Source organism: Paenibacillus sp. JNUCC32, assembly GCF_014863545.1.
GTDB lineage: Bacteria > Bacillota > Bacilli > Paenibacillales > Paenibacillaceae > Paenibacillus_AQ > Paenibacillus_AQ lautus_A.
The window spans coordinates 2,080,740-2,105,357 of the sequence record NZ_CP062260.1; the positions used below are offsets into that span (position 1 = coordinate 2,080,740).

Annotated in this window: 19 protein-coding genes; 17 read left to right on the top strand and 2 right to left on the bottom strand. The window is 52.7% G+C overall.

Features of this window, described 5'->3' with window-relative positions:
• The first annotated feature begins 131 nt into the window (after positions 1–131).
• From JNUCC32_RS09450 to JNUCC32_RS09465, 4 genes are all read left to right on the top strand, one after another.
• Positions 132–512 (top strand): carbohydrate ABC transporter permease, encoded by a 381-nt coding sequence (locus JNUCC32_RS09450; RefSeq protein WP_192571788.1) that lies wholly within the window; start codon positions 132–134, stop codon positions 510–512.
• A gap of 37 nt (positions 513–549) precedes the next feature.
• On the top strand, positions 550–2,418 hold the full coding sequence (locus JNUCC32_RS09455; RefSeq protein WP_192571789.1) for a beta-L-arabinofuranosidase domain-containing protein: 1,869 nt from the start codon (positions 550–552) through the stop codon (positions 2,416–2,418).
• 197 nt (positions 2,419–2,615) lie between these two features.
• On the top strand, positions 2,616–4,514 hold the full coding sequence (locus JNUCC32_RS09460; RefSeq protein WP_228468913.1) for a family 43 glycosylhydrolase: 1,899 nt from the start codon (positions 2,616–2,618) through the stop codon (positions 4,512–4,514).
• Between the two features lie 352 nt (positions 4,515–4,866).
• Positions 4,867–6,258, top strand: coding sequence for an ABC transporter substrate-binding protein (locus JNUCC32_RS09465; RefSeq protein WP_192571790.1), 1,392 nt, complete (start codon positions 4,867–4,869; stop codon positions 6,256–6,258).
• Between the two features lie 95 nt (positions 6,259–6,353).
• Here JNUCC32_RS09465 and JNUCC32_RS09470 read toward each other — a convergent pair whose 3' ends face one another.
• Positions 6,354–7,136, bottom strand: a complete 783-nt coding sequence (locus tag JNUCC32_RS09470) for a helix-turn-helix domain-containing protein (RefSeq protein WP_096773837.1) — start codon at positions 7,134–7,136, stop codon at positions 6,354–6,356.
• A gap of 133 nt (positions 7,137–7,269) precedes the next feature.
• On the opposite strand from JNUCC32_RS09470, the gene JNUCC32_RS09475 reads away from it, so the two are divergent.
• The 10 genes from JNUCC32_RS09475 (at position 7,270) to JNUCC32_RS09515 (ending at position 19,088) form a co-directional block, all read left to right on the top strand.
• On the top strand, positions 7,270–8,094 hold the full coding sequence (locus JNUCC32_RS09475; RefSeq protein ID WP_192571791.1) for a sugar phosphate isomerase/epimerase family protein: 825 nt from the start codon (positions 7,270–7,272) through the stop codon (positions 8,092–8,094).
• Between the two features lie 83 nt (positions 8,095–8,177).
• On the top strand, positions 8,178–9,443 hold the full coding sequence (locus JNUCC32_RS09480; RefSeq protein WP_192572637.1) for a glucuronoarabinoxylan endo-1,4-beta-xylanase XynC: 1,266 nt from the start codon (positions 8,178–8,180) through the stop codon (positions 9,441–9,443).
• Between the two features lie 354 nt (positions 9,444–9,797).
• Positions 9,798–12,113 (top strand): helix-turn-helix domain-containing protein, encoded by a 2,316-nt coding sequence (locus tag JNUCC32_RS09485; RefSeq protein WP_192571792.1) that lies wholly within the window; start codon positions 9,798–9,800, stop codon positions 12,111–12,113.
• Positions 12,114–12,387: 274 nt separating this feature from the next.
• The gene (locus JNUCC32_RS09490) at positions 12,388–13,362 is read left to right on the top strand and encodes an ABC transporter permease (protein WP_176502406.1); all 975 of its coding nucleotides are present in this window, start codon (positions 12,388–12,390) and stop codon (positions 13,360–13,362) included.
• A 24-nt stretch (positions 13,363–13,386) separates the two neighbouring features.
• The gene (locus tag JNUCC32_RS09495) at positions 13,387–14,307 is read left to right on the top strand and encodes a carbohydrate ABC transporter permease (protein ID WP_192571793.1); all 921 of its coding nucleotides are present in this window, start codon (positions 13,387–13,389) and stop codon (positions 14,305–14,307) included.
• A 53-nt stretch (positions 14,308–14,360) separates the two neighbouring features.
• Positions 14,361–16,019, top strand: coding sequence for an ABC transporter substrate-binding protein (locus JNUCC32_RS09500; RefSeq protein ID WP_192571794.1), 1,659 nt, complete (start codon positions 14,361–14,363; stop codon positions 16,017–16,019).
• A gap of 208 nt (positions 16,020–16,227) precedes the next feature.
• Positions 16,228–16,419: a hypothetical protein gene (locus JNUCC32_RS09505; RefSeq protein WP_192571795.1), complete on the top strand. Its 192-nt coding sequence runs from the start codon at positions 16,228–16,230 to the stop codon at positions 16,417–16,419.
• A gap of 54 nt (positions 16,420–16,473) precedes the next feature.
• Entirely contained in the window at positions 16,474–16,599 is a 126-nt protein-coding gene (locus JNUCC32_RS31690) for a hypothetical protein (protein WP_267132967.1), read from the top strand.
• Between the two features lie 44 nt (positions 16,600–16,643).
• Positions 16,644–16,787, top strand: coding sequence for a hypothetical protein (locus tag JNUCC32_RS09510; protein WP_192571796.1), 144 nt, complete (start codon positions 16,644–16,646; stop codon positions 16,785–16,787).
• Positions 16,788–16,820: 33 nt separating this feature from the next.
• Positions 16,821–19,088 (top strand): glycoside hydrolase family 95 protein, encoded by a 2,268-nt coding sequence (locus tag JNUCC32_RS09515; RefSeq protein WP_192571797.1) that lies wholly within the window; start codon positions 16,821–16,823, stop codon positions 19,086–19,088.
• A gap of 35 nt (positions 19,089–19,123) precedes the next feature.
• Here JNUCC32_RS09515 and JNUCC32_RS09520 read toward each other — a convergent pair whose 3' ends face one another.
• Entirely contained in the window at positions 19,124–20,047 is a 924-nt protein-coding gene (locus JNUCC32_RS09520; protein WP_192571798.1) for an AraC family transcriptional regulator, read from the bottom strand.
• Positions 20,048–20,219: 172 nt separating this feature from the next.
• Here JNUCC32_RS09520 and JNUCC32_RS09525 point away from each other — a divergent pair, with 172 nt between their 5' ends.
• From JNUCC32_RS09525 to JNUCC32_RS09535, 3 genes are read left to right on the top strand one after another with little or no spacing between them, the layout of a single operon-like run.
• A complete protein-coding gene (locus tag JNUCC32_RS09525) occupies positions 20,220–21,095 on the top strand; it encodes a fumarylacetoacetate hydrolase family protein (protein ID WP_192571799.1) in 876 nt (291 codons plus the stop codon).
• 25 nt (positions 21,096–21,120) lie between these two features.
• Positions 21,121–22,587, top strand: a complete 1,467-nt coding sequence (gene gucD / locus JNUCC32_RS09530; protein WP_192571800.1) for an alpha-ketoglutaric semialdehyde dehydrogenase GucD — start codon at positions 21,121–21,123, stop codon at positions 22,585–22,587.
• A 16-nt stretch (positions 22,588–22,603) separates the two neighbouring features.
• Positions 22,604–24,580 (top strand): YjhG/YagF family D-xylonate dehydratase, encoded by a 1,977-nt coding sequence (locus JNUCC32_RS09535; protein WP_323373652.1) that lies wholly within the window; start codon positions 22,604–22,606, stop codon positions 24,578–24,580.
• Positions 24,581–24,618 lie beyond the last annotated feature (38 nt).

The following is a 24,618-nucleotide window of genomic DNA, read 5'->3' on the forward strand; positions in this document are numbered from 1 at the left end:
GTGAAAAAACACGCTGTCGACCGGAGACAGGCTGAAACGGTTTAAGGGAGGGCTGAGAGGATAAGGGGCTGATCGAACCTATTTTCAATTCGGCCGATATTTACTTATTACCTCCAGCCAGCCGGGAGTGGATGGATGATTATGAGAAAGCGGTGCCGGGTCATCGCATAGAACGATCCCCAAATGACGAAGCAGCTCTTGTTGACGGAGAAGGTTATTTTTACATTTTCACGCATGTTATTTTTCCTTTATCCAAATCGGCCGTCATTGTGGTTGCGCTGTTTCAGTTTCTGGGTGTGTGGAACGATTTTTTGGGCCCTCTTGTTTACATCAACAAGGAATCTAAGTTCACGCTGGCGCTTGGCCTGCAGCAATTTATTGGCTATTACACAGCTCAATGGGAGTTGTTGATGGCGGCGGCCACGATGGTTCTCGTTCCGCCTATTATGCTGTTTATGTCAGGACAAAAGTACTTTATTAAAGGCATTGCGGTATCCGGGCTGAAAGATTAAAAGCTCGTTCTGCCGACATATCGAAGGGAGGAACTCAATGAAAGCATTGAGAGGCAAACAGGTCATTTTGAAAGAGCAAGAACTGATTCGCAGGGAACGAGCGAACAGAAGCTATCTGATGAAGCTGGACAGCGGTCATCTGTTGTTTAATTATCATTTGGAGGCCGGAAGATTTCATGGAAGAACGATTCCCGAAGGTGCGCACGGCGGTTGGGAAACGCCGGTCTGCCAATTGCGCGGCCATTTTCTTGGTCATTGGTTGTCTGGTGCGGCGTTGCATTATGAAGAAAGCGGCGACATCGAATTAAAGGCCAAACTGGATGCTATTGTGCATGAGTTGCATGAATGCCAACGCGATAACGGCGGTCAGTGGGTCGGTCCGATTCCCGAAAAATATCTGCACTGGATTGCAAGCGGAAAAAGCATCTGGGCGCCCCAATACAATTTGCACAAAATATTAATGGGGTTGGTCGATGCCTGGCAATATGCCGGTAATCGGCAGGCCCTGGATATCGTGGATCGGTTCGCGGACTGGTTTGTCGAATGGAGCGGCACATTCACAAGAGAGCAATTCGACGATATTCTCGATGTGGAGACAGGCGGAATGCTTGAGGTTTGGGCCGATCTGTTGCACATAACCGGAGCGGACAAATATCGTGTGCTGTTAGACCGGTATTATCGCAGTCGGCTCTTTCAACCCTTGCTGGAGGGCAAGGATCCGCTTACGAATATGCATGCTAACACTACGATACCGGAAGTGCTCGGCTGTGCGAGAGCTTATGAGGTTACCGGAGATGACAGGTGGCTGTCCATCGTCCAAGCGTATTGGAATTGCGCTGTAACGGAAAGGGGAAGCCTTGCGACTGGCGGTCAAACCGCTGGAGAGGTCTGGATGCCGAAGATGAAGATGAAGGCCCGCCTAGGTGACAAAAATCAGGAGCATTGTACTGTCTATAACATGATCCGACTAGCAGATTTCTTATTTCGTCAATCTGGCGACCCTACCTACGCGCAATATATCGAGTACAATCTATACAATGGCATTATGGCGCAAGCCTATTATCAGGAATATGGTTTGACTGGTAGTCAGCATAACTATCCTAGAACCGGCCTGCTGACCTATTTCCTCCCCATGAAGGCCGGTCTGCGCAAGGAGTGGAGCACGGAAACCGACAGCTTCTTCTGCTGCCACGGCACGATGGTTCAGGCGAATGCGGCCTGGAACATGGGAATTTATTATCAGGACGGGGATATCGTCTATATCAATCAATATTTCGATTCCGAGTTGGACACAAGTATCGCTGGAACCCTCATACGGATCGTACAGACGCAGGACAAAATGAGCGGGAGCCTCCTATCCTCGTCTAACACGGCCGGGTACCAAGCTATTAATGATACAGCGTCGATAAATCAAAATATACCTACTTTTCGCAAATACGATTTCATTGTATTTGCTGCCGCACCGACAACGTTCACGCTCCGCTTCCGCATACCTGAGTGGATCATGGCGGGAGCATCCGTGTACGTCAATGACGTTCTGCAAGGGACGACTCTGGACAGCGAGAACTTCTATGACATTCACAGAGCATGGAAGGAAGGCGATACCGTCTCGATTATGCTGCCAATCGGCATTCGGTTTGTCCCGCTACCGGACGACGAACGAACAGGTGCCTTCCGATACGGGCCAGAAGTGTTGGCAGGCTTGTGCGAATCAGAACAGCAGCTCTATATGTGGGATGAGGATATTGCGTCCGCTATCGAGAACGAAAATGAACGTGAATGGGGGAGTTGGCGGTATTTCTTCAAGACAGTCAACCAGGAACCTGCCATCACATTCAAACGAATTCGGGATATCGGGTACGAACCTTATCAAATTTACTTCAAAGTAACGCGTACAAAATTATAGTGAAGAGAGAAAAATAAAAATATTCTGTGTGTCCAGCCGATCAACATCCATTCCTGCGATAGATCTAGGCTGAGGACCAGTACGATCAAACAGGAGGATACTGCGATCGGTAAAATTGCCATTTCCGTAATGGAGATTTGAGAGATGTAAGTTGTCGGAGGTCTCATATAACGTTCCTGTTCGGCGGGACGATCGGAGTGAATATTCATTACTCGAAGCCGGGTGCAAAGCTGGAAGAGATTATTCTTGAAAAGCCTTATCCGTTAGGAGGGAAGGAGCAGCGTATGGAAAATGAAATTCACAGCGTTCTCTGCTATACGAGAGAACCGCTTGAACCGGAAATCTATTCCCCGAAGCTTGCATATAGCATGCATCTCGCTTACACCGATGACGGAATGAGTTATCGGGAGCTTAATCACAACTCGGGGGTGCTGTTCGCTAAAGCCGCCGAGCGCTCAAACGCCACGCTGTCCGCCAAGAGTTTGAAGAATCCGTACCTGTTCCACATGGCTGACGGAAACTTTGGCGTACTGGTCATTCGGACGGAAGCGGACGGTTCTCCCGATCAGCAGAGCAAGGGCTCGGTGCTTTTGTTCACTTCCCCGGACTTGCTGCAGTATCGGGAGCTCGGTCTGTTGAACCTAACGAACGGGCTTCATGTACAAGATATCATGTGCGAATATGAACATGCTTCCCGAAGGTATATCCTTCGTTGGCGTGAAGAAGACGGTAGGTATTATCAAAGGGAAATGGCGGACGTGACATGCCCGGACGACGCTGCCAAGCCGAAGCCGCGCGAAGCTTTCACGCTAAGCCCGAGACGCGTCGACATTGAAGGAGCAGTGCCCCGCAATGCGATTCGTGTATCGCGAGGCGTGGCTCAGAGGCTGATTCATAAGCTTACGGTACCGGTTCATGTGCGTAATGAACTGCCGGAGCGTGTGGCCGTTACGTCCAAAGAACAGTTACAAGCCGTTAAAGTGACGGCGATATACAGTGATGGCACAACCGCGATCAAGCCGATTGAGTGGGATGCGTCCGAGATCGATTGGAGCCGTCCCGGAACTTATCGCATTTCTGGAAGCATTCGGCAGGATCGCTATACGTTTCCTATGGCGATGAACCGTGCCGACCCTTGCATTGCGCAGTGGGACGGAAGGTATTATTTTGTCGCGACCAATGATGCCGACGGCAACCATACGATATCGATCCGGGAGGCGGATTCCATATTCGGTCTGGTCTCGGCAGAAGAAACCAAAATCCTGGATTCAGGCATGCATGATCATCTGAAGCGATTTCTGTGGGCGCCTGAGCTTCATGGCATCGGCGGCGATCTGTATATTTTTCTTGCCGGCAGCAGCGGCGAGTTCAAAGACATTCAATCGCATGTTATGCGGTTAAAGAATGGCGGCAATCCGAGAATGGCTGCGGATTGGGGGACCCCGATCCGGGTCGCCAGGCATGACGGAAGCCCGCTGTTTCAAGCCGGCATAACGCTGGACATGACCGTATTAGCGCGGAAAGGCCGTTTATATGTGCTCTGGGCGCAAAGGGAATTGGTACCGCATGACCTGGGCTCGTGGATCTATATCGCCGAGGCGGATCCGAGGGAACCGTGGAGACTGATATCGGAGCCTGTCCTGCTGTCCAAGCCCGATTACGGCTGGGCGAACAATCAAACGTTCGTGGAGGAAGGGCCCTTTGCACTCATGACAGACCGGAAGATCTTCGTGACGATATCCGGTGCTCTGGTCGATGCCACGTATTGCGTCGGCATGCTCACCGTCAATTCTGACGCTGATTTGCTTGACCCGAACCAATGGACGAAGCGAAATTACCCGCTGCTAACCTCCAGAAGCGTGCCGGGCGAATACGGGCCAGGACACAATTCTTATGTGAAGGACGAGGAAGGAACGATCTGGAGCGTATATCACGCTCGTCCAGGCATCGGAGAGCCCCGCTGCTCGGGTCTCCGTCGCGTGCATTTCGACGTTGACGGTGAACCGATGCTGGGCTTGACGGAAGAGAAGGACCTGAATCCAGCGCTTGCGTCCGTATACCTGGATGTGCAGGTGGAAGCATTGGTGGAAGGCTGACGGAACAACAACTTTTCTCGGTTTGTGCGAATTGTTGAACATGAAGAACAAAAGAAGCGCCGTGTTCCCGTGTGCGGGTACGCAGCGCTTCTTTTGCGTTTTGACGACGTGAACCCGAGGTTAATCCTTTGCCAATGATGAATTCAGATTGGGCACACCGTCTAGCCGATGCTCATGCGCTTTCCACTTTCCGGCCCTTTGCGTTGCCCAGAGCATCAACACTTTTAGAATTTACAAATCATGTTTAGTTTCTCTCTGGTCCGTTAAAGCAAGCAGTTATATGATCTTGGTAGCTACAAAATGTAAGCGCTGCAACATGAATGCAGCCATGACCAAGGGAGGGGAATAACGCATGTGGATGCGTAAGATCAGTCTGCTGTTCTGCAGCCTGATTCTGGTGATCATGACGGCATGCAGCAGCGGTTCGGGCGGCGACGCGAAGACAGTCGAGCCCGGCAAAGCGGAAGAGGCCGTCAACGCGCCTGGAGTGAAAGACGAGGAACGGGCAGACAAACCAAGCGCCCAAGAAGACATAACCGGTACGCCGGAAATGGATTTTGATATGGGCGGCAGCACCATCAAATGGGTGTCCTGGTATGACGAGTCCATTCAGGAAGACAACCCTGACAACATTAATCGGAAACGAAATTTGGAAGAGTTAATGGAAAAGCATAATTTTAAAATGGAATACGTAACCGTGGATTTCGGCGAATATCAGGACAAGGTGACAGCTTCGCTGGTAGCGGGCGAACCGATCGGCGATATCATCCGGGTTGCAAGGCCATGGATGATTCCGACGCTGGTCAATCAAGGTTTGTTCGCGCCAGTGGATGAATACACCAAGAATGAGAAGGTATTCATCCAGCAGTACACGAACGAGTACTCCCAATACGAAGGAAGAGGCTACGGATTTCGGACCGGCATCAACGGCGCATCATCCGGCATTTTCTATAATCGCACGCTAATGAATCAATTGGGCATAAAGCCGTTGCAGGAATACGTCAACGAAGACAACTGGAACTGGGACACATTCATTCAAGTCGCGAAAGAAGCGAACAAAGATTCAAATAACGACGGCAAGTTGGATATTTGGGGGCTTGCAACCGCTTCCCTGCTGGTTCCTGCCATGGCTTCGAACGAGGCGAATCTGGTCATTCTCGATCAGCAAGGACTCGAGGATCCAAAAACCTTGGAAGTATTGAACTTCTTATCGCGACTTGCAACCGAGGCGGTTGGCAGGCCTACGGAAGGAGGGGACTGGACTGAGGCGGGCCAATTTTTCCGCCAAGGCAACACATTGATGCTTGCCGGCAGCGACTATGAAATGGAGAACTTCAAGCAGGACATGCCGGATTACGATATCGGCTTTCTTCCATTCCCGAAAGGGCCAAGCGCCACAGGGTATCATTCGCATAATACGATCCCAAACTACTTGACGATTCCAAGCGCGGTGAAGCATCCCGAACGACTGGTCTACATTTATGAGAAAATCAACGATATCGACTCGATCTACGACTATCCGAAACAATCTACGCTGGAGACTTTATTCAGCAACGAGGACGATATTGAAAATGCCAAGATGGCCGGTGAGAGCATTAAAGTGATCGATACCGAGAGCGGATATCCATCGATGCCTTATTACGATTTTATAGGGGAGATCATGGAAGGCATCCCGGTTTCGACGGTCGTCGAGAAATATAAAGCACCGTTCCAGGCCGCGATTGATACAGTTTGGAAAAAGTGAGCAGGGATCGTCAAGCATAACAGCTGCCCTCGCATCCTCTTTCGATTAGGAGGGCGGCTTCAGGTAAAGCCATTCGTGTTGGAAAGCGATTTCGATTAATGCCTCTTAATGGCAGAGGGAGGATAGCCTTTCGATTCCTTGAACACTTTGCTGAAATAGGAAAGGTCATAAAAACCGCAGCATTCCGCGGCTTCCGTTACAGTACAATTGCCGGTCGCCAGCATGATTTCAGCATTATTTACGCGAACGCGCTGCAGGTATTCCTTGTAGGTCGAACCGGTGTTTATTTTGAATAGTTTTCCTAAATAAACGGGGTGAAGATTGAACTGCTCGGCAAAATCGTTTATTGACAAGTCCTCGGCATAGTGTTCTTCGATGAATGCGGTCAGTTTCTTGATCCGCGGATCCATATGCAGGATCGTTTGGCGATGCATAGCGTGAAGCAGCCGGTGGAGAATGAGTTCGAACAATGCACGTGCATGAATCATATAAAACGGTTGTTTATTCATCCACACGTGGTTAAACTCCCGGATGTAGGCAAGAATCTCCTTGGTGATCAATTTCTTTGTGACCACGCCAAACGGAAGCCGGATATAATTATGCGGATCGGCCCAGAAAAAATTGAACGGATACGCATGCATGGGCGATTCCTTACATGTATGGGCTTCTCGTACGCTTCCTCCGGGAACGTATACCAGGTCGCCTGCTTCGACTGCAAATTTTTTGCCGTTAATGTAGTAGTTTGCCCGGCCCTCAACAACGAACGTCAAATCATGAAATCCGATTCGGGACTTCTGAATTTTCCAATCCGGATAACATTTACGGTCTACGAACAGAAAGATATTCGGTACGAGATGAGGGTGATATTCAAGCTCCATGCGAAAATCGCCTCCTTTTAAAAAAATTGTAACGTCTTAATGAACTTTTACAACCTGTGATTGGATTGTAATTTTACTATGGAATCGCCGCTTGCGATTATCGAAATTTTCAGCTAAGAAAGGGAATGGTCGAATGATCACGTTAACCGGGTTTGCGGATGAGATCTCCCCGGATTTGGAGGAACAGCTGGATGTCCTTGAATCCGAAAGCATCCGTTATCTTGAGCTTCGAGGCGTATGGGGGAAAAACGTGCTGCAGTTGACGGAAGAAGAGTTGTCTGGCATAAAAGAACGATTATCGCAGCGGGGAGTCGGAGTCTCCTCAATCGGATCGCCGATCGGGAAAATCCAAATCACCGACGACTTTGAACCTCATCTCGAACATGCCAAGCATGCCGTTTGTTTGGCTAAGTATTTCCAGGCGCCTTATGTCCGCGTGTTTTCCTTTTACATTCCCGACGGAGACCACGAGAAGTATCGGCCAGAGGTAATACGGCGCATGCTTCGGCTCGCTCAGTTGGCAGAGCAGGAAGGCATTGTACTGCTTCATGAAAACGAAAGTCATATTTACGGAGACACCGGCGAGCGATGCTTGGAGTTGCTTCAATCAGTTTCGTCCCCCCATTTGCGGGCGGCATTCGATCCGGCGAATTTCGTGCAGTGCGGCGTGAAACCCGTAGGTGAGGCCTACCCATTGGTCGGCGACTATACGGCGTATATCCATGTCAAAGACGCCATGATGGGGAAGGGGATGGTCGTGCCCGCAGGCGATGGAGACGGCGAGCTACGTCTGCTCCTTCAAGAGCTTAGCCGCAGGCGGTACTCCGGCTTTCTGTCCTTGGAGCCGCATCTGCGGGCCGCTGGAAGGTTCGAGGGATTTACCAATCCCCAACTATTCGTCGAGGCTTCCAAAGCGATAAAGCGATTGCTAGCTGAGGAAGGGATGGAGTGGAATTGAAAGGTCGGATATGAATTCAACCGAGTGCATCCTGACTCGAATCCAAAAAAAATTTTGGGAGGAGCAGTCTCATGAATCGTTTCTTGATTTCACGTTATAAGAAAGCCATAAGTGCATGTTTGGCCCTTGTCCTTGCGTTGTCCCTTTTGCCGGCACCTGACGATGTTGCCGCAGCCAGCGACGCCGTTGTGAATGTATCGTCGGAGAAACAAGTGATACGCGGTTTCGGAGGCATCAACCACCCGGCATGGATCGGAGATTTGACGGCAGCACAGAGAGAAACCGCATTCGGAAACGGAAACAACCAGTTAGGATTCTCGATATTAAGAATCTACGTGCACGAAGACCGAAATCAGTGGTACCGTGAACTGGATACGGCCAAACGAGCGATTGCCCTTGGAGCTATCGTATTCGCTTCGCCATGGAATCCGCCCGCCGACATGGTCGAGACCTTCAACCGCAACGGCGATACGTCGGCAAAGCGACTTCGTTACGACAAGTATGCCGCGTATGCCCAGCATCTTAACGATTTCGTAACCTACATGAGAAACAATGGCGTGAATCTCTACGCGATTTCCGTCCAGAACGAGCCCGATTATGCGCATGACTGGACGTGGTGGACGCCGCAGGAAATGCTTCGCTTTATGAAAGAACATGCCGGATCGATCAACAGCAGAGTGATCGCACCGGAATCGTTCCAATATCTGAAAAATATGTCGGACCCGATTCTAAATGATCCCCAGGCGCTTGCCAATATGGATATTCTTGGCGCTCATCTGTACGGTACCCAAGTTAGCAATTTTGCGTATCCATTATTCAAACAAAAAGGAGCGGGAAAAGACCTCTGGATGACCGAGGTGTATTACCCGAATAGCGACAACAACTCGGCGGATCGCTGGCCTGAAGCCTTGGATGTGTCTTACCATATCCACAATGCGATGGTAGAGGGAGATTTTCAAGCTTACGTATGGTGGTATATCCGCAGATCCTACGGTCCGATGAAAGAGGACGGCACGATCAGCAAGAGGGGTTACAATATGGCTCATTTCTCCAAGTTTGTCCGTCCCGGCTATGTCAGGGTTGATGCTTCGAAAAATCCAGAAACGAACGTTTACGTATCCGCCTATAAAGGCGACAACAAAATCGTTATCGTTGCCATAAACCGGAACAACTCCGGGGTCAATCAGAACTTTGTTCTTCAGAATGGATCCGTTTCGCAGGTATCAAGGTGGATCACGAGCAGCAGCAGCAATCTTCAACCCGGAACGTCTCTCAATATAACAGGGAACAATTTCTGGGCTCATCTTCCCGCGCAAAGCGTTACGACTTTTGTAGGTGAACTCCGGTAACACATCGTCTACGGTACTGTTAACAAAGCGTATGATAAGGGCTGTCTTCAAGTCACAAGGGTGACTTGGAAGGGCAGCTCTTTGTTCTGGGCTGGTAATCAATAAGGAAATCCACGAAGTGCCGACACTCAGCTCGCAGTGGTTCCTGCCAAACCCAAACCCCTTAATGTTTATATTAACTCCGATTGATCATATTGCCTCGTAAAGGAATTTGCGTCCTTTCGCTCCTAACCTATTGCCATATCGTTTGCAATTGTACTCCGAGGAAGGAATTGTACCTTTTTCTTGCGAACAGTCAAGTGTATCATCGAATTGCTTCATATTTGAAAACGCTTTCTATAGAGGAGGGTACATATGCAGCGTTTATGGTCCAAGTTCTCCCCGGTGTTCCGCAGATTTCTGATTTCCTACCTGATTGTGCTGTTAATCCCCCAAATCGCAGGTTATGCATCGTACAGGGCTTCGATTGAAGTAGCAAAATCAAGCTCGATCGAAAACAGTCTGAGTTCATTGAATCTGGGAAAAGAGATCATCGAGCGGCATCTGGTGGAGGTGGAAGCCTTCACGAAGCAGCTTGCGATCAATCAGGATTTATATCGTCTGATCGCCGATCCCAAGCCGCTCGACAGCAACAACGTTTACGGCTTGGGGAGGATGCAGCGCAGTCTGTCCATGTACAGCAGCACGAACGATTACCTGTCCAATTTCTTCATCTACATACGCAATTATAACGCCATTATTACGCCGAGCACCGTCTATTACCGGCCTGAGCATTATTACGAGGCGAATCGGCTTGAAGGAATGACGTTCGAGGAATGGGAAGAGGCCGTAATAAAGAAACCTCATCTAAATGAGTTGATTCCGCTTAAGAAATATAGGCGGGAAATCCGCGATACGGTGTTTGTCGAAAAGCCGGCAGTCACGTTTCTGCAGTCGATACCGCTTAACAGCTTCAACAATCCACAGGCGATGATCGGCGTTATGATCGATGAAGATCATATGGGCAGCCTGCTGCAAAACATCGTGGACCAATACGGCGGCTGGGCGGTGGTTGCGGACCGGGAAGGCAGCTTGATCCTGTCCCGCGGCATCGGCGAAGAGGAAGCCAAGCGCTTCACCGAAGCTCCGGGAGACGAAAACGGCGAAATCAGCCCCACGGGCGACGGCAGACTGTTGATTTCCATCCGGTCCGACCTGAACGGGTGGACCTATATGGCCGGAATACCCGAGCAGGTGCTGTTGACGAAGGCCGACAAAATCCAGCGGGTCACGACGACGTTTACGCTGGCTGCGCTGGTCATCGGTTTGCTGATCGGACTTGTGCTCGCGTACCGGCACAGTGTTAAGCTCCATTCGCTCCTGTCCGTGTTTCGCGAGCAAAACCACATTTCTCGGGAGAAGATCGGTAACGAGTATGATTTCCTGGCCGGCAATATCGCGGCGCTGATCGCAAACAATAAATTGCTGGAGTCTTCACTGAACGATCAGCTCCCGCTGCTTAGGGATGCGTTTATCAAGCGGCTGCTGACAGGCGACTTCTATACGCTGCGCGAGATTGAGGCGGTCTCCGGTCAAACCGGAGTCCGCCTCCGCGGCGAGCATGGACGTGCAGGCATTCTAAAAGTTGCCGGATATGGCAGCGCTGACAGTGAGGAAATCATCCAGGAACTCAGCGTCGCACGGTTGATCGTCCGGCAGGCCTTGAGTCTGCTGGAACCCGATGTGCTGGTTACGGACTGGGGTTCGGACCAGATCGCTTTCGTGCATGCGCTTGCCGGAGAGCCGCTGGACGATTTACATCGTCGCCTGGAAGCCGGTCTGCTCGAACTGGTCGATACCGTATATCGGCAGCATCGATTGTCGATCACGATCGGGCTGGGTTCGGTGTTCGACGCGTGGAACGGCGTAGCTGACTCTTTCAACGAAGCGCAGCAAGCGTTGGAATATGCCGTCCATACTGGGGCAGTCGGCATCACCCGGTTCGAGGATGCCATGAAAGCAACGGAGCTGTACTATTATCCGATTGAATCCGAACAGCGTATGCTCAATACGCTTAAGGCGGGTGAACTGGAGGAAACAAGCCGCCTTCTTGACCAGCTGCTCAGCCGGAACTTTGAAGAAAGGGAGCTGTCGTACGATATGACGCAGCAGTTTGTGACGGAGCTCAAGGGAACCTTTTTGAAGCTGGCCGAACAAAAAATATTCCACGACGAGCCGTTGACCGACCATATCAAGGAACAGATCGCTGCCGTTTCGACGACGGACGGGGTCGATCAGCTCAGAGACAGATTCGGGAAGCTCATTCATGATATCTGCATGGACGTCCGGAAGAAAAAATGCGACATGCATGCCGAGACCGTGGGTGAGATCAGCCGCTATATCCACGAGCGTTACTCCGACGCAGAGTTGACGCTTTATCGTATCGCGGAGCATATTGGCAAGCCCGAAAAGTATATCTCCCAAATGTTCAAGGAACATACGGGAACGAATCCTTCGGACTACGTTGAGCTGGTGAGGATCGGCAAGGCGGCCGAGCTGCTGCAGGAGAACCTATTGACGATTGACGAGATCGCCGCGCAGGTAGGGTATAACAGCGCCCATTCATTTCGGAGGGCCTTCAAGCGGGTTCGCGGCGTGTCGCCGAGCACATTCCGGCAAATGGCCGATTAAGGAGACGGCGATCTCGCCAATCTTTTGCGTAAAAGGGAAGTCAGCCGTCTGCTTAATCGAAGGGGATCGAACGTCTTGGCGGACGTTTTTTAATCGAATCCGCCTAATGAAAAACCTAGTAAAATCAAGGCTTGGAAAGCATCCGTTTCCGAAATTGTACGGCAAGGGAGAAAGTGTGCCTTTACGAAGCCGAGCGTGCAATTTTATGATTACGCACAAGAAAGCGCTGCCAAATAAGTTCTGGCTTCATTGGCAGCTACTCATCGAAGGAGGGATGGAACTGAGTACTCTATTTTCCAAGTCCAAAACGGTTAGAGCCCCGAGCGGCAAGCGCTCGGAAATCGGAAGAGCCGCCTATCGAAGCTTCAGAAGACATTGGCAGCTGTATCTGCTGGTCATTCCGCCGGTCTTGTACTTCATCATCTTCAAGTACTTGCCCATGGCAAACGCCGTGCTAGCATTCAAGAATTATAACGTAATGAAAGGGATTTGGGGGAGTCCATGGGTCGGCACACAGTATTTCGAGATGTTTTTTCGCAACCCTGCGTTCGTGACACTGATCAAAAATACGCTGTACATTTCGTTCTATCAATTGATCGTCGGGTTTCCGATCCCGATTCTGCTGGCGTTGGCCTTGAACGAGGTGAAGAGCGCAAGGTTCAAAAAAACCGTGCAGATGGTCACCTATGCGCCATATTTCATCTCCACGGTGGTCATGGTGTCCATCATCATGCTGTTTCTGTCCCCGCGTCTTGGGATCGTGAATACCATTGCTGGCGCGCTTGGCTTTGAAGCGGTCAATTATCTTGGAGAGCCTGGCATGTTCCGTACGATCTACGTGCTGTCCGACGTATGGCAAACCATGGGCTATTCCGCGGTGATTTATCTTGCTGCTCTGGCGGGAGTGGACCCGTCATTATATGAAGCGGCCAAAGTGGATGGCGCCAATCGGTTCCAGAAAATCCTGAACGTCGATCTTCCCGGCATTCTGCCGGCCGCGGTCATCATTCTGATTCTCAGTGTAGGCAACATCATGGCACTCGGCTTCGAGAAAATGTACTTATTGCAGAATCCGCTGAACTTGTCCTCGTCCGAGATCATTTCCACGTATGTGTACAAAATCGGATTGCTGAACGCAAACTACAGCTTCGCCACGGCGGTAGGATTGTTCAATTCCTTGATCAATCTGGTGCTGCTCCTAGTCGTCAACGCCATTGCCAAGCGGGCATCCAATACCAGCCTCTGGTAAATTTCACAAAAAGGAGTGAGTGACATGAACGCATTGCGGGCCCATTCCGGAAGCCGACGGAGCGTGAGGATCAAGGAGTCGCTGGGGGACCGTATTTTTCTGAGCGTGACCTACATCTTGCTGATCTTGGTTTTAATTGCCGTCCTGTATCCGCTTATTTACATCGTAAGCTCGTCCCTGAGCAGTCCAAGTGCCGTCTCTGCAGGCAAGGTGTGGCTGTGGCCGGTCGACGTATCGCTCGCAGGGTACGAGGCGGTGTTCCGAAACGGCCAGGTGCTGACAGGCTATGCCAATTCGCTGTTTTATACCGTTGCCGGTACGTTCATCAGCGTATCCCTGACCATCATGGTCGCTTACCCGCTGTCGAAAAAGTCATTCTTCGGCCGCACGCCGCTTATGGTTTTCATTACTTTCACCATGCTGTTCTCCGGCGGGTTGATCCCGACCTATCTGGTCGTCAAATCGATGGGCATGATCGATACCCGCTGGGCGCTGCTCATTCCGAATGCCATTTGGGTATGGCAGGTCATTATCGCCAGAACCTTCTTCCAGACCTCGATCCCGGATGAGCTTTCCGAGGCGGCAGACATCGACGGGTGCAGCGACATCCGCTACATTTTCAGCGTCGTTCTTCCGCTTGCCAAACCGATTATCGCCGTGCTCTCGCTTATGTATGCGGTGGGGCAGTGGAACGCCTATTTCGATGCCTTGATCTACTTGAAATCGCAATCGCTCTATCCGCTTCAGCTCATTCTCCGCAGCATTCTCATCCTGGGAAGCGGAACGGGCAATATGGACGCCGGGGAGATGGTGAAGCAGCAGCAAATGGCCGAGCTCATGAAATACTCGCTTATTGTGGTGGCAAGCCTCCCGGTGCTGGTGATCTATCCGTTCGTGCAGCGCTATTTCGTGCAAGGCATGCTGATTGGCTCCGTGAAGGGCTGATCGTGGGCAGAGCCCGTTATGTTGCATTACCAATTCATGAGGGGGAGATTGATTTGAGGAAAACAGCAACTCGTCTGCTTGTTCTCATACTGATGCTTAGTTTCGTGCTTGCCGGATGCTCCGGCGGAAATGACAACCCGGGAAGCGCAGGGAAGGAAGGCGGCATGCCGGACTCCGGCGAGAAGGTAACGATCAACGTTTTTGCCCATCAAGGATCGGATATGGATCTGAAAACCAACAAGTTTACGAAAAAAATGGAAGAGCAATTCGGCATCCAATTCAATTGGACAACCGTTCCGTTTGACGGCGCGGCCGAAAAACGGCAAATCTCGCTCGCGTCCGGCGACTATCCGGATTTGTATATGCTTATTCCATGGGTAGACCGTTTCTCGCAGACGGACTTATTGAAGTTCGGACAGCAGGGGGTGATCATCCCGCTGAACGAACTGATCGATGAGCATGCTCCGCACATTAAGGAAGTGCTGGAGAACAACGAATATTATAAAGCGATGAACACCGCGCCGGATGGCAACATTTACGGATTGACCGGCTTAAACGAATGCTTCCACTGCTCCTACCCGAATAAAATGTGGATCAATACGAAGTGGCTTGATCAGCTGGGGCTTGCGCAGCCGACAACGCCGGAAGAATTCAAAGCGGTTCTCGAGGCCTTCAAGACACAGGATCCGAACGGCAACGGCAAGGCGGACGAAGTGCCGCTCAGCGGATCCGTCGAAAATTTCGGCGTTCACGTAATCCCGTACCTTATGAACGGCTTTATATACAACGACGACAGAACGTATCTCATCATGAAGGAGGGCCAGGTAGACACCGCCGCGAACAAACCGGAATGGCGGGAAGCGCTGGCCTACATCAAATCGCTTTATGATGGGGGGCTCATTGACCCGGGAGCCTTTACGCAAAATGCAGGCGCGTACAAAAAAATCGGGGATAACGCGGACGCACAGCTGTTGGGCGCCGGGGCCGGCATGCATCCCGCCTTGTTCCTGACGACGGGAGAAGACGCGCCGTACAGCAAGGACTATAACCCGCTTCCGCCTTTGCGAGGACCGCATGCCGATTTTGCAACATTCAACTATCCGATTGATCCGGGCGCATCCTTCGTCCTGACGAATAAAGCGAGCAAAGAGGCCCAAATCGCCGCCATTCAAATGCTGGACTATTTCTACACGCAAGAAGGCGCGATGCTTTCCTACCTCGGTGAAGAAGGCAAAAGCTGGCGTAAGCCGCAGGATGGAGAAATCGCGCTGAACGATAAAGTGGAGCCGCTCTATAAAGCGATCCCGCTTGAACCCGGGGAGCAGCCCCGCAATGACAATTGGGGAGCATTAACCCAATATAACCATCACCGGGCATACCGCGATGCCGAGGTTCAGGGCACGGATATTTACGCCGATGACGGTTACGAACGCCGCCTGTACGAGGCAACGCTATTGATGGAAGGCAAGGAGCCGCAAGATATCTTCCCGCACTGGGCGCTATGGGTAGACCCGCTGGTTGCCGATGAAGCCAGCATGATGCAGACGAACATCAAGGACTATATTGACCAGAACGCCTTGCTGTTCATCACCGGTGCCAAGAGCCTGGATAAGGATTGGGATGATTACGTGAAAGGGCTGGAGGGTCTGAACATGCGGCGTTATATTGAAATCATGCAGGCTGCTTACGATTCATCGACAATATCGAAATAAACCGTGGCCCGATAAGCCCGGCTTCTTGGAGGCAGGAGTCTTCGCTCAGGACGCGGGGACTCTTGTCTTCATTATTTTTAAAGTTCGGCGTGTAAGTGATCTTCGATTTGGGACCGTGACATCAAAAAAAGGTACAAATATGCGGGATTCGGCAATTTCTAATTCTGTTATCAGATGTTACAACAAGGTGGAATGGAGGTTGTGTTCGATGCTCATTGACGCCCATCAGCATTTTTGGAAAATCGAACGCAACGATTACGGATGGATTACGCCCGAAATTCCGGTGCTTTACCGCGACTATTGCCTTCCGATCTCAAACCGCATTTGCAGAGACACGGCATCGGCCATACGATTCTTGTTCCGGCTGCGCCGACGATCGAGGAAACCGAATTCATTCTGAAATTAAGCGAAACGGCCGATTGCATCTAGGGTCATGGAACCCTGGAGAAGCCATATGGCAGAAATCGCCCAATATCCGAACATCTTCTGCAAGCTTTCGGGGACGGTAACGGAGGCCGACCGTAAGGGCTGGAACAAGGTCGATTTTCTTGCATACGTCCATGAAACGCTTGCGAAATGACGGTGCAGGGCAGCCGTAATGCGACGCGGGAGGACTTCGAGCGGGTGATTGCGGCCATAACCGGCGGCTGCATTGACATCGGCGATTACATTACCCACCGAAGCTCGCTCGAGGACATGATCGACAGGTTCGACAGCTGGCTCTTGCCGGAATCGAAGGTGATCAAGGCGTTGGTGGAGCTGAACTAGTTCAAAATAGCGATAGCGGATTGGAGGAGAAGCATGACAAGTTTGAATGGCATGGAACTGAAGCATCGCTTGTGGTATAGGAAACCGGCGGCAGAATGGAATGAGGCGCTGCCGATCGGAAACGGCCGGCTGGGCGCGATGATCTTCGGCGGCACGGCCGAGGAGAAGCTGCAGCTTAACGAGGATTCGGTATGGTACGGGGGCCCGCGCGACCGCAACAACGAAGATGCGCTGCCCCATTTGCCCGAGATCCGCAAGCTGATTATGGAAGGCAGGCTGCAGGAAGCGGAGGAGCTGGCGGCGATGACGATGGCGGGGCTGCCCGAAGCGCAGCGGCACTATGTGCCGCTCGGCGATCTGCTGCTGTCGTTCGGTCAGCCTGGCCAGGTTGCCGAGGATTACATGCGGGAGCTTGATTTGGAGCGCGGTGTATCCCGGGTCAGCTATCGGATCGGCGGGATCAGGTATACGCGCGAGCTGTTTGCAAGTTATCCGGATCAGGCGATCGTCATCCGCATCACCGCCGACAAGCAGGAGGTGGTCACGTTTAAAGCCCGGTTCAACCGCCGGAACTGGAGGTACGTGGAGAAGACGGACAAATGGGAGGCGAGCGGGCTGGTCATGCGCGGGGATTGCGGCGGCGAAGGAGGCAGCTCCTTCAGCGCCGTCTTGAAGGCGGTCCCGGAAGGCGGCGTCTGCCGCATGCTTGGCGAGTATTTGCTGGTGGACGGCGCAAGCTCGGTCACATTGCTGCTTGCCGCCGGAACGACGTTCCGGCATCCCGACCCGGAGCTTGACGGCAAACGGCGGCTGGAGGAGTTGAGCCGAGTTCCGTATGCCGAGCTGTTAGCCCGGCATGTCGCCGATTACCGCGAGCTGTACGGACGGGTCGAACTGAAGCTGCCCGAGAATCCGGACAAAGCCGCGCTCCCGACCGACGAACGGTTGAAGCGGTTCCAACACGGCGAGGAAGATCATGGCCTGATCACGACCTATTTTCAATTCGGGCGCTACCTGCTCATTGCCTCCAGCCGGCCGGGCTCTCTGCCCGCGAATCTTCAAGGCATCTGGAACGACAGCTTTACCCCGCCGTGGGACAGCAAATTCACGATCAATATCAATGCGCAGATGAATTATTGGCATGCGGAAAACTGTAATTTAGCCGAATGCCACGAGCCGTTGTTCGATTTGATCGAAAGGATGCGTGAGCCCGGGCGGGTCACGGCCGGCGTCATGTACGGCTGCCGGGGCTTCACCGCGCATCACAATACGGATATTTGGGCGGACACGGCCCCGCAGGATACGTACCTTCCTGCTTCCTTCTGGCCGATGGGCGCCGCCTGGCTGTGCCTGCATCTGTGGGAGCATTACCGATTCGGTCAGGATCGATATTTTCTGGCGCGGGCATACGAGACGATGAAGGAGGCGGCGTTGTTCCTGCTCGATTATTTAATCGAGGACAACGAAGGTGGTCTGGTGACATGTCCGTCCGTCTCCCCCGAGAACAGCTACATGCTGCCCAATGGCGAAACAGGTGTTCTCTGCGCCGGGGCCACGATGGATTTTCAGATTATCGAAGCGCTGTTTGAGGCTTGCATCCGCAGCGGAGAAATCATCGAGAAGGATGAGGCGTTCCGCGAGGATCTCGCTGCCGCCTTGAAGCGGCTGCCCAAACCGCAGATCGGCAAACATGGGCAAATTCAGGAGTGGATGGAGGATTACGAGGAAGTGGAACCGGGACATCGCCACATCTCCCATCTGTTTGCGCTTTATCCGGGCGAAGGCATTAACGTGGATTCCACACCGGAGCTCGCCGCAGCCGCTCGAACGACTTTGGAACGAAGGTTGGCTAACGGCGGCGGACACACCGGCTGGAGCCGGGCGTGGATCATCAACTTCTGGGCACGACTGTTGGATGCCGACAAAGCTTACGAAAACGTAAGAGCGATGCTTCACCACTCTACGCTGCCTAACCTTTTCGACAACCATCCGCCGTTTCAAATCGATGGTAATTTCGGCGGCACGGCGGGCATTGCCGAGATGCTGCTGCAAAGCCACGCTGGTTTGATCCGTTTGCTGCCCGCTTTGCCTAACAGCTGGAGCGATGGGGAAGTCAGAGGGCTGCGGGCACGTGGCGGCTTCACCTTGAATTTCACCTGGACGAAGGGACAGGTTACTGAAGTGGTCGTGTCCTGCGCACTTTCCGGTCCATGCCGTTTACAAGCACCTGGACTTGACCCTGTTTCCTTTACGGGGGAAGCCGGCCGCTCCTACACGTTCACCAAGAAAAGGGAGGAGTGAACATCAATTAACTTAATTGCTCGTGATACGCATTATTAATGAGGCTGCGGATCCGGCTCATCATCTAATGACTGCTGCTGGACTCGGTTTCTGTATTCACTGGGCGCCATCCCCGTCCACCGCTTGAACTGGCGGCTGAAATGCGCATTGGTCTTATATCCTAGCATCATCGCGATATGGTCTATGCTTAAATCCGTTTGCTTTAACAGCCGCTGAGCTTCGCCCAAAAGGGTTTCTGACAAGAACTTGCGAGGTGCTTTGCCGTACACTTCACGAAAGATCCGATTCACCTGCGACGGACTAAGGTTCAGCTCCTTGGCGATGTCTTGGATCCAGGTTCGCTCGGTCTCCTGAATTTCACCGTGAAGATGGATATATTTTACGGAGTCTTCAATTTGCTCGGCGATCTGTCGGGCGATAGCTTCTTTTTTCGATAAGGTGACGGATGGGGTCTGAGACAGCTGTCCGACCAGGGAGCCGAGCAGTTCAAAGACGGCGGCATGCACTTTCATCTGTTTGAAGGCCGGCGGTGGGCTGGATAAGTGCTCTGTGGCCAGACAGTAGAGTGTAGAGAGAGAAGAAGACAGTCCCTGGGCTAAAACCGAATCAGCCGGATAATAAATGTCCTTGCAGCGGTTGAGTTCTCTGCAAAAGGATGTATCGTGAACGCTGAAATGGACGGAAAAGTAAGTGAAACCTTGCGGACCGGCGCCGGTGCAGGAATGCGTCATACCGGGGCGGATGAACAACAAGTCTCCAACGGACTGTTTGTACAGCTGTCCATTTACCACCATATTCATCTCTCCGTCCATCATCCAATGAATTTCGTACATGGAATGCTCGTGGGACGGATAAGTCCAGCGGGAACCCACTTTTCTTGCATGCAGCCCCAATAATTGAAAAGACATGCGAACATCGGGCAGACGGCCTAAATATACGGCTTCGGAAAACTTGGTCACAGCAAACCTCCTCGGTATGTCCTGTTTTCCAGTAACGGTTAGACTCATCTTAACAGAAAAATCATGCGTGAAAAGGGTAAATCGTCGTAGAGATTAGCGCATCGTCATAGACGATCGGTGGTGCTATCGTAGTAATATCAACCCGAAGGGGAAGAAATGGGGGCAAGCCTGAATGAGAATTATTCGATTTCTAGACAGGCAACAGAAGCGGCTGGCAGCCGTTACGGATGATGAAGCAGCCTATCGTCTGCCGCAGCCAGATTTTATGACTTTGATCCATCAAGCCAGGGAACGCGGGATCTCTCCTGTCCAACTGGTTGAAAGCGCTTTTAGTCCTGCGAATGAGTTGGCTGGTGACTGGACTTCTCTGCACCTTGTCACGCCAGTGGAAGCACCGGAGGTATGGGCGGCAGGCGTTACGTATCAACAAAGCCGCGAAGCACGAAATTATGAAGCTACGGATGGAAAACTGGATGCGGAGACATTTTACGACAAAGTTTATGAGGCAGAAAGGCCGGAAATCTTTTTCAAATCCACGGCCGCCCGCACCATCGGACCGAACGAGGCCGTCACGCTGCGCAGTGATTCCACATGGCAGATCCCTGAGCCTGAGCTGGGATTGGTGCTTGGCGCAGATGGCAGCATTGTGGGATATATCGTCGGCAATGACATGAGCTGCCGCGATATTGAAGGGGAGAACCCGCTGTATTTGCCGCAAGCCAAAATATGGCGCAAATCCTGCTCCATCGGACCGGCCATCCGGCTTGCGGAAACGGTGCAGAATCCATATGCATTCAGCATCGTCTGCGAGATTTACCGCGAGGGGCGCATGGTCGTTAAGAGCGAGGCCAGTACGAGTGAATTAAACCGAAAGCTGGATGAACTGGTCTCCTTCCTGGCAAAAGACAATGATTTGTTTGACGGTACGGTGCTTTTGACAGGCACGAGCATTGTGCCGCCTAATGAGTTCACGCTTGAGCCCGGGGACCGGATTGAAATTTCGATCAGCAGCATCGGTACGCTGGTGAACCCTGTTTTATCAAACTAGTTTTGAATAAGGAGGACGTACTTCCATGACGGCATTTCAAGGAGAACAAGTATACAGGAACTATATCAACGGAGAATGGATGAAGGCTGCGTCCGGAGAAACCGAACCCAGCATCAATCCGGCAAACCGGAATGAGGTAGTCGGGTATGTACCGGTTTCCGGTATAGAGGATCTGAACCGTGCTGTCGCAGCGGCCAAAGCAGCAGGCCGAGCCTGGCGGCGATTAACCGGCGCGGAACGCGGCAATGTTCTGTACAAGGCCGCGAATGTGCTGGAACGCCGGGCCGACGAGGTCGCCGAGGCCATGACCAGGGAAATGGGAAAAACGCTCGCAGAAGCTAAGGGAGAGACGATGCGCGGCGTCGCGATCCTAAGGTATTACGCCGGCGAAGGGATGCGAAAAATCGGCGATGTCATTCCTTCCACGGACAGCGAAGCGCTGATGTTTACGACTCGAGTACCGCTTGGCGTCGTGGGCGTCATTGCCCCATGGAATTTTCCCGTAGCGATTCCGATTTGGAAGACGGCCCCGGCATTGATATTCGGCAATACGGTTGTGTTAAAGCCCGCACAGGAAACGGCGGTCACGGCAGCCAAAATCATCGAATGCTTTGAGGAAGCGGGAATTCCGGCAGGTGTTCTCAATCTTGTATGCGGCAGAGGATCGGTGATCGGATCTGCGCTTTCCGAGCATCCGGATGTCAACGGGATTACGTTCACAGGTTCCAACGAAGTCGGAAAACGGGTCGGCGTCGCCGCTTTGGGGCGCGGGGCCAAGTATCAGCTTGAAATGGGCGGCAAAAATCCGATCATTATCGCGGCAGATGCGGACCTGGACTTGGCAGTCGAGGCGACCATCAGCGGCGGCTTGAAATCCACCGGCCAAAAATGCACCGCCACCAGCCGGGTCATTGTTGAGCGGAAAGTATATGAAGCCTTTAAAGAAAAGCTCCTGTCGCAAATCCGGGAAATCCGGCTGGGCGATGGCATGTCATCCGAAAGCTGGATGGGACCGTGCGCGAACGAAGGACAGCTCGAAACGGTGCTGAACTATATTCAAAAAGGGCATGATGAAGGTGCCGTACTGCTGACCGGCGGAAAAAGAGCGGACGCTCCAGGGCTTGAAGAGGGATTCTATGTCCAGCCGACTGTATTTGAGGGTGTAGCATCGCATATGTCCATAGCCCGGGAAGAAATCTTCGGCCCCGTGCTTGCGTTGATCGCGGTGGATTCCTTGGAGGAAGCCATAGAGACGGCCAATGACAGCGACTTTGGGCTGAGTGCTTCCATCTATACGCAAAATGTCGGCGCAATGCTGTCTTTCATCCGGGATATGGATGCCGGATTGGTCAGGATCAACGCGGAAACGGCCGGCGTAGAGCTGCAGGCACCGTTCGGCGGGATGAAGATGTCAAGCTCGCATTCCAGGGAACAGGGTCAAGCGGCGATCGAGTTTTTCACTTCCATCAAAACGGTCTTCGTGAAGTCATAAGATGCGGGAGGGTGCCATGCACGAACAGATTATGTCGATAATGGGAGAGATGGACTCAAGCCGTTTCGATATTAAAGCACATGCTCCGGGGGCGGCGGGACGGCTGCCTTTAACGGATAACTTGCTGCGGAACGCTCCGAGCGGCGACTTGTTCGGCATGTCCCAGAATGTCGGAATGGGCTGGAAGCCCGGGGAATTGAACGGAAAACAGTTTCTGATCCTGAGCACCCAGGGCGGAATTCGCAATGAGGACGGCAGTCCTGCAGCCCTCGGCTATCATACGGGCCATTGGGAGGTCGGCCTGCTGATGAAGGCTGCGGCGGAAGAGATATCAAGCCGCGGAGGGATCCCGTTTGCCGGATATGTCAGCGACCCTTGCGACGGCAGATCACAGGGAACGACAGGCATGTTTGACTCGCTGCCGTACCGAAACGATGCCGCTCTCGTGTTCCGCAGATTGATTCGCTCCCTACCGACGCGCAAAGGCGTGATCGGCGTCGCCACTTGTGACAAAGGTCTGCCGGCGATGATGCTTGCGCTTGCAGGCATGCCGCAGCTGCCAGGTGTTATCGTTCCCGGGGGCGTCACCCTTCCGCCTGTCGATGGAGAGGACGCCGGCAAAATTCAGACGATCGGCGCACGGTACGTCAGCGGCGAGCTCTCCCTGGAAGCGGCGGCGGAGCTCGGCTGCCGGGCATGTGCTACACCGGGGGGAGGCTGCCAGTTCCTGGGCACGGCGGCAACGGCCCAGGTCGTCGCCGAGGCGATGGGCATGACGGTGCCGCATGCCGCACTTGCACCTTCCGGGCAGCCGATCTGGATCGAAATGGCGCGCCAATCCTCACGCGCACTGATGGCGATGGAGTCCGATGGGCTGAGAATGGCGGACGTTGTCACCGATGCGGCGATTCGCAATGCGATGGCTGTTCATGCCGCATTCGGCGGCTCTACCAACCTGCTGCTGCACATTCCCGCCATTGCCCATGCAGCCGGTTTAACCGTGCCTGCGGTGCAGGACTGGATCCAGGTCAACAAACATGTGCCGAGACTGGTCAGCGCCCTGCCGAACGGCCCGATCTTCCACCCGACCATTCGAGTGTTTCAGGCTGGAGGCGTGCCCGAAGTGATGCTTCACCTCAGGCAGCTTGGCGTACTGGATGAGTCCGTGCTTACCGTAACAGGTACGACGCTGAGCGAGGTTCTCGACTGGTGGGAATCGTCGGAACGCCGTCATCTGCTGCGGAAGCAGCTGAAGGAGAAGGACGGGATAGATCCGGACAGTGTCATTATGAGCCTTGAGTACTCGCAGCGACTTGGCATTACCTCTACCGTGACATTTCCAACAGGGAATATCGCTCCGGAGGGCTCTGTGATCAAATCCACATCGATCGACCCTACGGTACTGGATAACCATGGCGTGTATCGTCACAAAGGAAGAGCAAAAGTGTTTACAACCGAACGCGAAGCGATCCGTGCAATTAAGAACGGCGGTGTTCTGGCAGGCGACGTCGTCGTACTTCTCGGGCGGGGGCCGTCAGGGACCGGGATGGAGGAGACTTACCAACTTACGTCTGCGCTGAAGCATTTGTCTTTCGGCAAATACGTATCGCTCATTACCGATGCCCGGTTTTCCGGTGTTTCCACCGGGGCGTGCATTGGCCACGTTGGCCCCGAAGCACTGGCAGGCGGGCCGATCGGCAAGCTTCGGAACGGTGACTTGATCGATATCGTCGTGGATCGCAACACGCTGGAAGGCAGCATGAACTTTGTCGGCGAAGGGGAAATCGAGGTTTCGCCGGAGGAGGGAGCTCTCATCCTGGCACAGAGGCCCTTCCATCCGGATATGCGGCCGGATGAAGCTCTGCCGGATGACACCAGGCTGTGGGCTGCGCTGCAGTCCGTCAGCGGAGGGACATGGAGAGGGAATGTGTACGACGTGGAACGGATCATAACCGCTCTGGAAGCCGGCAAAAAAGCACTGGGCTGGCACTGAAATCAACCATTTTGTACAATCATCATTTTCATACCGGA